The following is an 11,295-nucleotide window of genomic DNA, read 5'->3' on the forward strand; positions in this document are numbered from 1 at the left end:
CAGTTGTGGTTATTACTATTTACTTCGTTCCTAGTAATTCTCAACGTATATTTTTATAAACTTTCAAATCAAATTATATTGATAGATTTTTTAAAATCATTTTCAGAAAGTGGTTGCCACTTTCATCCTAAATTCATAATTCATAATTCTTAACTAAATATATTTGCACTTATTTTTCTCAACTGATAACAAAAATTTCATGTATAAATTTAAGTTAGAAATTGTTTCCCTATATAGGGTTCCAAATTGACTTTTAAAATTGTTCATTCCCAAATATGGATATCCAAAATAGTGAGACATGCTCCGAATCACTTAGAATTCAACACTGCATCTTGTATAAAAATATTTTAATATTATTGAATAAATTTAAATTGGAGCTTGTTTCCTTATATATGTATACAACAGGGAAAGAAAAATTAAATGTTTTAGTAATAATTTTATCAACTTGTAAATATTAATGGAATATGAAAGGGTGATAAAAATGGCTATAGAGATACTTGAAGTTTTACCTAGAAATATAAGAGAACTTATAGAAAAAGATATTCCATTAAATCAATTACAAGAAATTAGATTAAAAGTAAACAAGCCACTATTCATATATTCCAATAATAAAGAAAAAAAATATGAATATAAGCCATCTGTTGAAACAATGAAATTTATATTACAAAAGATAAGTAGTTATTCAATATATGCATTTGAAGATGAAATTAAACAGGGATATATAACAATAAAAGGTGGACATAGAGTAGGAATATGCGGAACTGTTGTTACGGAAGGCAATAAAGTAAAAACTATAAAAAATATAGTATCTATAAATATAAGAGTTGCAAAGGAGATAATAAATTGCTCACAAACTATTATTCCTTATATCTTAGATAAAGGTGAAATATTAAACACCATAATAATATCACCACCTAAATGTGGCAAAACAACCATATTAAGAGATGTTTGTCGGGTTATATCAAATGGAAATTATACATTAAATCTTAAAGGTAAAAATGTATCAGTTATAGATGAAAGAAGCGAAATTGCTGCATGCTTTAAAGGAATACCACAAATGAATGTAGGTGAGAGAACTGATGTTCTAGATAGTTGTCCTAAAAGTGAAGGAATAATAATGGCTATAAGGAGTATGTCACCAGAAATTGTAATTTGTGATGAAATTGGAACATATAAAGATATGGATAGTATTATTGCAGCTTTAAATTCAGGGGTAAAGCTTATTACAACTATACATGGATTTGATATAGATGATTTATATAAAAGACCAGTATTTAGAGAAGTTATGGAAAACAATGTATTTGATAGAGCGGTTGTGCTAAGTAATAGAAAAGGTGTGGGAACTATAGAATATGTATATGATTTTAAAAAAGGAAAGGAATTAGGAGGAATTTTAAGTGGTTAGGTTGTTAGGGGCATTTATAGTTTTAGTCACTTCGTCATTGACTGGTTATATATATGGTGAAAATTTAAAAATAAGAGTAATTAATTTAAAAGAATTTCAAAGAGCTATGTATCATTTAAAAAATGAAATTACGTATAGTCACTCTTTATTACACAGTGCATTAATAACAGTCTCTGAAAATACAAAAGAGCCTATAACTACAACTTTGAATGAAATATCAGTTTTGTTAAGTGAAAATTCATGTGACAGTGTATATGATGCTTTTAGCAAAGCTTTTGAAAAAAATAAAGATGCTTTACGGTTTAATAAAGAGGATATTTCTATATTTTTAAACTTATCTAAAACTTTGGGAGAGATGAGTTTAGAAGGGCAAGAAGACATGTTTGAGCTATCAATATTTAATCTAAAAGAAAATATTAAAACTGCACAAGAACATTTGAAGAAAAACTTAAAAATGTATAGATATTTAGGTTTTACTGTAGGTGCCATGATAGTAATAATTCTTATCTAGGGGGGATATATATGTTAGATTTTACTTTGATAATAAAAATAGGAGTAATAGGAATAGTTACAATAATATTGGATAAGGTTTTAAAAAGTGGAGGTAGAGATGATTATGCAACTATGGTTAATTTTGCAGGAATAATAATTATATTAATGATGATAACTACATTAGTAATAAAGTTATTTTCTTCAATTCAAACCTTAGTAAATTTTTAGATATATAAAGGAGGGCATTATGGAGATATTACAGGTAGTAGGCTTTGCTTTTGCAGCTCTCTTTATGGCACAAACCCTTAAGCATAATAGGAGTGATATAGCCCTTTTAATTAGTACTGCTGCAGGAATTATAATTTTCTTGTTCGTAATAAGTAAACTTACTATAGTTATTAGTTTCTTACAGACTATCGCTAATAAGGCAAATATAGATGTCGTATATTTAGATATAATATTTAAAATTTTGGCAATTGCTTATTTAGCTTCATTTTGTAGCGAAGTTTGTAAAGATGCAGGGGAGGGGAGTATAGCATCTAAAGTTGAATTTGCAGGTAAAATTTTAATACTTACTTTGGCAATGCCAATATTAATGGGCGTAATGCAAACTATATTAAAGATGTTATAAAAGAGGTATATTATGAAAAAGTTTTTATTTTTATTAGCTTTAATACTATTTATTCCTCTTAATGTACAAGCTATTGATAATAATGATACAAAGATAGATGAGGTTCAGATTACAGAAGAACAAAAACAAAAAATGGATCAACTCTATGATTATATATCAAATATGCAAAATGATTATGAGATTTTAAGAGGATTAAATCCAAAAGAATTTGTTGAGAATTATATGAAAACTGGTGATGGTGGATTTTCAATACAAGGATTAAGTAAAACACTTTTAATGTATTCAGTTAAAGAAATATTAGCATCATCTAAATTAGTAGGATCAATTATTATAATAGCTATAGTCAGTGCACTTTTAAATAATTTACAACAGGCTTTTAGCAATGAAAATTTATCTAACATAGCTCACTTTGCTTGTTATTCAGTGATGATAATACTTGTATCAAAAGGTTTTTATATGGGAATAGATGTTGCAAGAACTGCGATAAAAGAAATGAGTGATTTTATAACCGCATTATTTCCAGTACTTATGATGCTTCTAGCAAGTGTTGGAGGATTTGCAGAAGCCACCCTTATGGATCCGGTGATTATGGCAATAAGCAGTATAGGTGCTAAATTTTATTCTACTGTTTTAATTCCAGTTATATCTATGGGGTTTGTTCTCGATTTTGTAAATAATATTTGTGATGATTATAAGATAAGTAATTTAACTAATTTACTAAAAAAATCAGCGCTTTGGGTTCAAGGAATATTTTTAACTGGTTTTATAGCGACGATTACGGTGAGGAGTATTGCATCTAAAAGTATAGATGCAGTAACTATGAAAACTGCAAAATTTGCTGTAGATAGTTTTATACCGGTTATTGGAAAAACTTTATCAGATGCTATATCTACAGTAGCTGGTTATACTGTTCTTTTGAAAAATGCCATAAGTACTGTAGGACTTTTGATAGTTTTAATGATAGTATTGATGCCTATAATAAAAATTTTAATTATGGCACTAATATATAAATTAACAGCAGCTATATTAGAACCAATTAGTGATAAAAAAATAGTATCTGTTATAAATTCAGCTGGAGGATCATTAATAGTAATAAGTTCTTGTGTTATTAGTGTAAGTATAATGTTTTTTATAATGATTGCTATAGTAGCAGGGACGGGAAAAAGCATAATAATGATATAAATATTTTTAACAGTGGCTAATAACATATAGAAAGCTTAAAAAATAAAATTTTAAGTTGGTGAGTGGTAAAAATGATTGAAGAACTAAGAGGATTCATAATCACTTTGTGCACTGCTATGTTTTTTATAACAGCTGTACAAATGATACTTCCGGATAATTCATTAAAAAAATATTGTAGCTTTGCACTTGGTTTATTATTAGTGGTAATTATGTTAAATCCAATAGTAAAACTTTTAAATTCACAAGTTGACATATATGAAGAAATAGATAAATCAACGGCATATATATTTGATAAAGAATATGAAGTAGATTATGAAAAATATAAAAAAATAAATATAGAAAATACGTTGGAAAACTTTCAAAAAAATTTTGAAAGTCAATGTATAAGTGATTTAGAAGATAAATTTAAAGATAAAAAGTTTAGTGCGGATGTACAAGCTTCTTTTGATGAAGAAAATACAACATTTAAAATAGACAGTATGCAAATTGCATTAAAGGATGGGATGATAGACAAAATAAAAAAAGTGGATATAGGGGGAGATAATAGTGTAACAGTGGATAAGTTTGAAGATTCTGATGATGAAGAGTCAAAGGAAATAAAAAAATATTTAAGTGAAAAGTATGAGATTTCACAGGACATAATATACGTTAGCAAAAGATAAAATTCACTATAAACTCAAGAAAAGAATTGTATTTAAAAATATAAGGGGGTGTGTATATGGACTTTGAAAAAATAAAAGCTAAATTTTTTTCAGAATCTAAAGAAAATGGAATAAATCAGCAATGTATAGGAAAAGATAATAATAAAGATGAAAACAAAAATGGAAACAAATCTAAAGGTAAAATGTATAATTTGTTAATCTTGTTTTTCATTGGAGTAGCATTGTTATTTATGGGTAACTTCTTTAAACAAAATTCTCAAGGTGAAATTATGGGTGATAAAAATTCTTCAGATATTACAGCAACAGTACAAGAAGAAAATAAAGAAGAAATTACAGAGGCAACTATGGAAACTTCAAATTATAAAGAAAAAGTTCAAGGTGAACTCATATCTATATTAGAAAAAATAGATGGAGTAGGTAGAGTTGAAGCTATGATTTATTTTGAGAGCGGTGAAGAACAAGTGCCTGCTTTAAATATAAATGACTCTAAGAGCAATACGACAGAAAAAGATACTGTTGGAGGTGAAAGAAGCATAAATCAAGAAAATGGTGGGAGTACAGTTGTAATGTCCAATGAAGGGTCTAAAACTGAGCCTCTTATCGTTAAAACATACAATCCTAAAATAACAGGAATATGTGTTGTTGCTGAAGGTGCTTCAGATAAAATAACAGAGCTTAGGGTCCGCCAAGCTGTTACTAATTTATTTGATTTGGAAGAAGAAAAAGTTCAGGTATATCCTATGAAAAATTAGCATATAATTAGTTAGAAATAAAAATTGGGGGGAATATAAAAATGAATAAAAAACAAACATTAATCATTTCAGCATTACTATTAGTTGTAGTGTTATGTGGATATGCAGCAACTCAAGTTAACTCACCTTTATATGTTACAGATGGAGAATTTATAGGTGAAACAGCAGCTAATGATAAAGATAACAAAAAGAAGGAAAAAAGCAAAACTACAAGCAGTAGTAGTTATTTTACAGAAGCAAAATTAAGTAGAGATCAAGCAAGGAATAAAGCAACTCAAACATTAAAGAGTTTATTAGATAACGATAAAACTCCAGCAGAACAAAAGAAAGAAGCAGCAGAAGAATATAAAAATCTAGCTTTAAGAGGAGACAAAGAAACAAATATAGAATTAGCTTTAAAAGCTCAAGGATTTGAAGAAGTTGTATGTGAATTAGAAGATGAAAAGGCAAATATAGTAGTAAAACATGAAAAAGAGCTAAGTGACCAACAGTTAAGACAAATAAAAGATGTAGTAGTAAGCAAGGCTAACATAAAAAATGTTCAAATAAAGGTTATAGAATAGTATTTGTAATATAAATCTTTATCTGATATAATATTTTTAACAAGTTTTACCTACGATAAATAAGGGGGTACTAGTATGGAAGAGAATAGACAGTTTGAAGATTTAAATGAAGAAATAGGAATTGTAAAAATATCTGATGAAGTTGTAAGTGTTATTGCTGGGTTAGCGGCATCTGAGATAAAAGGCATCGTTGAAATGAGTTCTAAAACTGGTGAAATAAGTCAATTATTTCCAATGAAGAAAAATGTATCTAAGGGTGTAAAAGTAACGCTAGAAGAAAATAGTACTACAATAGACTTACACGTGGTTGTTGAGTATGGTATTAACATAACAGAAGTTTCTGAAAAGGTTCAGAAAAATGTAAAAAGAACCGTTGAAACAATGACAGGGTTAACAGTTTCTGCCGTTAATATATATGTTCAGAATGTTATACTCCCTAAACCAGATAAAGAAGAAAAAGAAATTTAAAAATATCCCTCCCTTTGTGGAGGGTTTTGTTTTTCAATTTCATATATTTATGATATAATTATCTTCGTTTGAAAATAAATAAGTAAATAATTTTTTTTAGTGAGTTTATAAGAAAAACATTTAATTTATAGGAGGAACTTATGAATAGAAGAAAAACAAGAGATATAGCTATGAAGCTATTATTTGAAATGTCAATTAATAAAGAAGATTACATGTCTACTATAGAAAGTTTTAAAGAAAATGCAGAGGTGAAATTAGAGGATGTTGATTTTTCTTACATAATAAGAATATTAAAAAATGTAAATGATAACTTAGATTTGATAAATGAAACAATATCAAATAATTTAGTTAAATGGAAAATTGATAGAATATCTAAAATAAATTTATCAATTCTTAAGTTAGCAGTTTGTGAAATATTATTTGAGGAAGATATTCCTAATAAGGTTTCACTAAATGAAGCTATAGAGCTTGCTAAAAAATATGGTGAAGATAATTCAGCATCTTTTGTTAATGGTGTATTAAACAGCATAATAAAAAAATAGTAAGTTATACATAAAAATTTGCACTAGAGTAATATAAATAAAAATTAAGTTTGTAAATTTTAAAAAAATTATCAAAGTTTACTTTTAAATTTTATATAGAGATAGTGAAATAAGCTCGAATCTTAATTTATTCATGAATTATATAAAATTTTTATTTCAAATGTGTTCGTGAATTTAAGCTACTTTCGAGCATGTATTCACTGTTGAGGGTATCCGTAATCTACTTATTCATGAGGAATTTTCGTTAATTAAAAACATTAACAGATTTTACAAGTAAAAGAGGTATGGAATAAATCGAATATCTATTAAATTAGATAGTTAAATGTAATATCTAAATTCTCACTTGATAAAGGTATAAATTGGATTTTAGTTTGGAACCTTATATTAAGTTTATATTTACCATAATAATTAGAGATATTTAATAGTAGATAATTTATAATTTTACTAGTGAAAAATATCAATATATATTTAAGTTTGAAATTTTTAAATAAATTAATAAAAAATATGCTGAAGTTTTAATTTACTAATAGTAAAATGATATTATCAATTGATTTTGAGTTGTAAAAATTTATTTTTCAATGTGTCATTTAAGCATTTATCAACTGATAAATATAAATTAAAATTTCAGCTTGTTTTATAAATTCATAAATGTTATTTAAGGTAATTAATGAACTATAGGGTTTCAAGTTGACTTTTAAAACTACTTATTCCAAAACTTGGATATCCAAAATAGTGATACATACTCCGAATAACTTAGAATTCAACACTACATTTTATATAAAAGTATTTTAAAGTTATTGAATAAATTTAAACGAGAACTTGTTTCTCTATAATACTTAATATTATATAGGTATAATTGAAGTAAATTGTTTTTTTTACAAGTTGAACAATTGATGATATATTAATATAATATATGTAATAGTTAACATTATAATATATGGTAAAATATTTTATAATGTTAGTTGATTTACTTTTATAAAATAATTAATATAAAAGTTTAAAATAGATTAGAATTAATCTATTTATTTATTTAAAAAGGGGGAGCATACAAATGGGTAAAAGAATTGAAGGAAAAGAAATTGCAAAAACTTATAGGGAAAATATTAAGAGTTTAATTGAGGAAAAGGTTTCAAAAGGTATTAGAAGACCTTCAATGGTTGCTGTTTTAGTAGGAAATGATGGGGGTTCAATTTCTTATATGAAAAATCAGCAAAAGCTTAGTGAGTCATTAGGAGTGAAATATACATCTATAGTTCTAGATGAATCTATTACTGAAGAAGAACTTATAAAAAACATAAATGAACTAAATGAAGATACCAATGTTGATGGAATTATACTTCAATTGCCATTACCTAAGCAATTTGATGAAAAGAAGGTTACATCTTCTATAAGTTATAAAAAAGATATAGATGGGCTTACAGATGTTAATATAGGGCTTTTATACAAAGGTGATAAATGTTTTATCCCTTGTACAGCTAAAAGTGTAATAGAAATTATAAAATTTGTAGAACCTAACATAGAAGGAAAAAAAGCTGTTGTTATAGGTAGAAGTAACATAGTTGGTAAACCAGCAGCACAATTATTGTTAAATGAAAATGCAACAGTTACAATATGTCACTCAAGAACTAAAAATTTAAAAGATGTATGTAAAGAGGCGGATATATTAGTGGCTGCTATGGGTAGACCAGGATTTGTTACTAAAGATTTTGTAAAAGAGGGTGCAGTAGTTATAGACGTTGGAACTACAATGGTAGAAGGTAAAATAAAGGGAGATGTAGTTTACGATGAAGTTATAGATATAGCATCACATTTAACACCAGTACCAGGTGGTGTTGGAGCTATGACAACAACAATGCTTATAAAAAATACATGTGAGGCATGGGAGAAAAATGTACGATAAAATAATAACAGTTTCTACTTTAAATAGTTATATAAAAAAGACATTGGATAACGATTTTATTCTTAGTAATTCAAAAATAAAAGGAGAGTTATCTAATGTAAAAATTCATAGTAGTGGACATATATATTTTTCGTTAAAAGATTATTCTTCTAAAATAAATTGCGTTATGTTTAAAAGCAATACTTATTCATTAACATTCATACCAGAAAATGGTATGAATGTTGTTGTTAGTGGAAGAATATCAGTATATGAAAAAGAAGGAGTGTACCAACTCTATTGTAACCATATGGAGGTTGATGGTGTTGGTGATTTATTTGTAGCTTTTGAAAAACTAAAAAAAGAATTGGAGATAGAAGGTTTATTTGATGAAAATAGAAAAAAATCATTACCATTGGTTCCTAAAAAGATAGGTGTTGTAACCTCTAATACAGGAGCAGCAATTAGAGATATTATAAATGTAGCAAAAATGAGAAATCCTAATGTTAATATGCTAATATGTCCAACATTAGTGCAAGGAATTAATGCAAAGGATGATATAGTAAAATCTATAGAAAAATTAAACTCCATAGATGATATAGATGTTATTATAATTGCACGTGGTGGCGGGTCTATAGAAGAATTATGGGCTTTTAATGAAGAAATTGTAGCAAGAGCTATTGTAAAATCTAAAAAGCCTATAGTAACAGGTATAGGTCATGAAACAGATTTCACTATAAGTGATTTTGTTTCTGATAAAAGGGCATCTACACCATCACAAGCGGCAGAAATAGTTGTTCCAACTCTATCTCAAATAGAAGAAAAAATACAAGTGTTGAAAAATAATATGTATATCAGTATGGAACGAAGAGTACATCAAGAAAAAAGAAATATAGATTTATATGAAAAAAAATTAGAATTAAATAGTCCAGAAAATTTTGTGGTTAACCAATATAATAATGTAGATAAATATAAACATATTTTAGAAGCAAAAATAAAAAGTAAAGTTGAAAAAGAAAAAAGTGAAATAAGTAATAAATATAACTTATTAACTGCACATAATCCATTAAATGTTTTGAATAAAGGTTATTCTCTTATATATGATAATAAAAACAATATAATACCAGATATTGGTGAATTAAAAAAAGTAAAAGAGGTAAGAATTCAACTAAAGAATGGAGAGAGTAATTTCATCATAGAAGAGAAGGGGGAATTTTAATGGCAAGAAAAAAAGAAAGCTATGAAGAAAAATTTTCAAAACTTACAGATATAGTAGATGTAATGGAAAATAGTCAATTGACTCTAGAAGAATCTATGAAAAAATATGAAGAAGGAATTAAACTTTGTAATGATTTATATAAGATTTTAAATGATTATGAGGGGAAAATAAAGATATTATCAGGGGATAATGAAGAAGAATTTAATATAGAATAATAAGTTATAACTAGTGAGGTATTTAAAATGGATATTAAGGACTTTAAAAATTTAATAGAAAAATACATATTGGAATATTTTGATGCAAAGCCAGAAGATTTAAAAAATTATTTAGAGCCAATGCTTTATAGCATGAAGGTTGGAGGCAAAAGAATAAGACCAATACTGTTACTTTTAACTTATAATTTATATAAAGAAAAATATGAAGAAGCACTACCTTTTGCTTTATCAATGGAAATGATTCATACGTACTCATTAATACATGACGATTTACCAAGTATGGACGATGACGATTTAAGACGAGGAATGCCTACTAATCATAAAAAATTTGGAGAAGCTAGAGCTATATTAGCAGGTGACGGACTATTAAATGAATCAATGATTATAATGTTTAATCAGTGTATGAGTTTAGAAGAAAGAAAGGTTAAGGCATCTAAATTGATAGCTGAAGCTGCTGGTGCAGAAGGTATGATATTAGGGCAAATCATAGATATTGAAAGTGAAGATAAACAGGTATCTGAGGAAATGCTTTTAAAGATGCACAAAAACAAAACAGGACAGCTTATAAAAGCGTCAATATTAAGTGGTGCCATATTAGGAGAAGCTACTGAAAAAGAGTTAGAAACATTAAGTGATTATGGAGAAAAAATTGGTTTGGCATTTCAAGTTAAGGATGATATTTTAGATGTAATTGGTGATGAAAAGGCAGCTGGAAAAAGTCTAAGTGATAAGGATAATTTAAAAAGCAACTTTATTACAATGTATGGTTTAGAAAAATGTAAAGAATATTGTGAAAAATTAACAAATGAATGTATTGAATTGCTAAGACAATTAGATAAAAATGTAGATTTATTAATAGAACTTACTGAATTCTTGTTAAAAAGAAATTATTAATCGTAATATTTTATTAGTTTAAAATATAAATTAAATGATTTTAAGTAGTATATAAATATGGAAAAAACTTAATTGTTTTTAATGGGAAAGAAAAGAAAAATGAAGGAAAAAGCAGTAAAATGGAGATTTTGACATTTTAAATGCATATGATATAATGTGATAAAAAAGGTGGTGCAGTATTCTAGTCGGGTAAGTATCTTTGAAGACGGGGCTAAAAATCCGTTGAAGAGCATATCGATGAAGTTCCTTGTGCTGGCTTAAAACGCCCAGTTTTGGGTTGGTGCTGGGAGTAAGAATGTGGGGCAAGCGCAAAGGCATGCGTAACTGACCCTACATTCGTGGAGACCATTGTATGTGCTTTGGGAGAGATATCCAAAGTACGGCAATGGATTAA

The 11,295-nt window shown here is 27.1% G+C and carries 14 protein-coding genes; all 14 read left to right on the forward strand.

Going from position 1 to position 11,295, the window contains the following annotated elements; translation table 11 throughout:
* The first annotated feature begins 481 nt into the window (after nucleotides 1-481).
* The 14 genes from spoIIIAA to ACYUE0_RS03255 all read left to right on the forward strand — a co-directional run bounded on the left by spoIIIAA (nucleotide 482) and on the right by ACYUE0_RS03255 (nucleotide 10,901).
* Nucleotides 482-1,405 (forward strand): stage III sporulation protein AA, encoded by a 924-nt coding sequence (gene spoIIIAA, locus ACYUE0_RS03190; protein WP_061994836.1) that lies wholly within the window; start codon nucleotides 482-484, stop codon nucleotides 1,403-1,405.
* Nucleotides 1,398-1,916, forward strand: a complete 519-nt coding sequence (gene spoIIIAB / locus ACYUE0_RS03195) for a stage III sporulation protein SpoIIIAB (RefSeq protein WP_061994835.1) — start codon at nucleotides 1,398-1,400, stop codon at nucleotides 1,914-1,916. The genes spoIIIAA and spoIIIAB overlap by 8 nt, the downstream gene beginning before the upstream one ends.
* A gap of 11 nt (nucleotides 1,917-1,927) precedes the next feature.
* Complete coding sequence (gene spoIIIAC, locus ACYUE0_RS03200) at nucleotides 1,928-2,125, forward strand: stage III sporulation protein AC (protein ID WP_010292279.1); 198 nt, start codon at nucleotides 1,928-1,930, stop codon at nucleotides 2,123-2,125.
* 19 nt (nucleotides 2,126-2,144) lie between these two features.
* Entirely contained in the window at nucleotides 2,145-2,528 is a 384-nt protein-coding gene (gene spoIIIAD / locus ACYUE0_RS03205) for a stage III sporulation protein AD (RefSeq protein ID WP_010292278.1), read from the forward strand.
* Nucleotides 2,529-2,540: 12 nt separating this feature from the next.
* On the forward strand, nucleotides 2,541-3,710 hold the full coding sequence (gene spoIIIAE, locus ACYUE0_RS03210; RefSeq protein ID WP_061994834.1) for a stage III sporulation protein AE: 1,170 nt from the start codon (nucleotides 2,541-2,543) through the stop codon (nucleotides 3,708-3,710).
* A 71-nt stretch (nucleotides 3,711-3,781) separates the two neighbouring features.
* Nucleotides 3,782-4,372 carry a stage III sporulation protein AF gene (gene spoIIIAF / locus ACYUE0_RS03215; RefSeq protein WP_061994833.1) on the forward strand — a complete coding sequence of 197 codons (591 nt, stop codon included), beginning with the start codon at nucleotides 3,782-3,784 and terminating at the stop codon, nucleotides 4,370-4,372.
* Between the two features lie 56 nt (nucleotides 4,373-4,428).
* The gene (gene spoIIIAG / locus ACYUE0_RS03220; protein WP_082761147.1) at nucleotides 4,429-5,124 is read left to right on the forward strand and encodes a stage III sporulation protein AG; all 696 of its coding nucleotides are present in this window, start codon (nucleotides 4,429-4,431) and stop codon (nucleotides 5,122-5,124) included.
* Nucleotides 5,125-5,165: 41 nt separating this feature from the next.
* Nucleotides 5,166-5,687 (forward strand): SpoIIIAH-like family protein, encoded by a 522-nt coding sequence (locus ACYUE0_RS03225; RefSeq protein WP_199868892.1) that lies wholly within the window; start codon nucleotides 5,166-5,168, stop codon nucleotides 5,685-5,687.
* A gap of 75 nt (nucleotides 5,688-5,762) precedes the next feature.
* Nucleotides 5,763-6,155 (forward strand): Asp23/Gls24 family envelope stress response protein, encoded by a 393-nt coding sequence (locus tag ACYUE0_RS03230; RefSeq protein ID WP_010292270.1) that lies wholly within the window; start codon nucleotides 5,763-5,765, stop codon nucleotides 6,153-6,155.
* Between the two features lie 140 nt (nucleotides 6,156-6,295).
* Nucleotides 6,296-6,697: a transcription antitermination factor NusB gene (nusB, locus tag ACYUE0_RS03235; RefSeq protein ID WP_061994831.1), complete on the forward strand. Its 402-nt coding sequence runs from the start codon at nucleotides 6,296-6,298 to the stop codon at nucleotides 6,695-6,697.
* Nucleotides 6,698-7,748: 1,051 nt separating this feature from the next.
* Nucleotides 7,749-8,597, forward strand: coding sequence for a bifunctional 5,10-methylenetetrahydrofolate dehydrogenase/5,10-methenyltetrahydrofolate cyclohydrolase (locus ACYUE0_RS03240; RefSeq protein ID WP_061994830.1), 849 nt, complete (start codon nucleotides 7,749-7,751; stop codon nucleotides 8,595-8,597).
* Nucleotides 8,587-9,792, forward strand: coding sequence for an exodeoxyribonuclease VII large subunit (xseA, locus tag ACYUE0_RS03245; protein ID WP_061994829.1), 1,206 nt, complete (start codon nucleotides 8,587-8,589; stop codon nucleotides 9,790-9,792). The genes ACYUE0_RS03240 and xseA overlap by 11 nt, the downstream gene beginning before the upstream one ends.
* Nucleotides 9,792-10,007, forward strand: coding sequence for an exodeoxyribonuclease VII small subunit (locus ACYUE0_RS03250; protein ID WP_061994828.1), 216 nt, complete (start codon nucleotides 9,792-9,794; stop codon nucleotides 10,005-10,007). Before xseA ends, ACYUE0_RS03250 begins: the two co-directional genes overlap by 1 nt.
* Nucleotides 10,008-10,034: 27 nt before the next feature.
* The gene (locus tag ACYUE0_RS03255) at nucleotides 10,035-10,901 is read left to right on the forward strand and encodes a polyprenyl synthetase family protein (RefSeq protein WP_061994827.1); all 867 of its coding nucleotides are present in this window, start codon (nucleotides 10,035-10,037) and stop codon (nucleotides 10,899-10,901) included.
* The last annotated feature ends 394 nt before the right edge of the window (nucleotides 10,902-11,295 follow it).

Source organism: Clostridium sp. CTA-19, assembly GCF_054767855.1.

Bases quoted from the DNA above. Each gene is read 5' to 3' on its own strand.
- ACYUE0_RS03240 (WP_061994830.1), top strand. From the start codon at position 7,749: ATGGGTAAAAGAATTGAAGGAAAAGAAATTGCAAAAACTTATAGGGAA.
- spoIIIAA (WP_061994836.1), top strand. From the start codon at position 482: ATGGCTATAGAGATACTTGAAGTTTTACCTAGAAATATAAGAGAACTT.
- ACYUE0_RS03225 (WP_199868892.1), top strand. From the start codon at position 5,166: ATGAATAAAAAACAAACATTAATCATTTCAGCATTACTATTAGTTGTA.
- ACYUE0_RS03230 (WP_010292270.1), top strand. From the start codon at position 5,763: ATGGAAGAGAATAGACAGTTTGAAGATTTAAATGAAGAAATAGGAATT.
- ACYUE0_RS03255 (WP_061994827.1), top strand. From the start codon at position 10,035: ATGGATATTAAGGACTTTAAAAATTTAATAGAAAAATACATATTGGAA.
- xseA (WP_061994829.1), top strand. From the start codon at position 8,587: ATGTACGATAAAATAATAACAGTTTCTACTTTAAATAGTTATATAAAA.
- spoIIIAG (WP_082761147.1), top strand. From the start codon at position 4,429: ATGGACTTTGAAAAAATAAAAGCTAAATTTTTTTCAGAATCTAAAGAA.
- spoIIIAF (WP_061994833.1), top strand. From the start codon at position 3,782: ATGATTGAAGAACTAAGAGGATTCATAATCACTTTGTGCACTGCTATG.
- spoIIIAE (WP_061994834.1), top strand. From the start codon at position 2,541: ATGAAAAAGTTTTTATTTTTATTAGCTTTAATACTATTTATTCCTCTT.
- ACYUE0_RS03250 (WP_061994828.1), top strand. From the start codon at position 9,792: ATGGCAAGAAAAAAAGAAAGCTATGAAGAAAAATTTTCAAAACTTACA.
- spoIIIAC (WP_010292279.1), top strand. From the start codon at position 1,928: ATGTTAGATTTTACTTTGATAATAAAAATAGGAGTAATAGGAATAGTT.
- spoIIIAD (WP_010292278.1), top strand. From the start codon at position 2,145: ATGGAGATATTACAGGTAGTAGGCTTTGCTTTTGCAGCTCTCTTTATG.
- nusB (WP_061994831.1), top strand. From the start codon at position 6,296: ATGAATAGAAGAAAAACAAGAGATATAGCTATGAAGCTATTATTTGAA.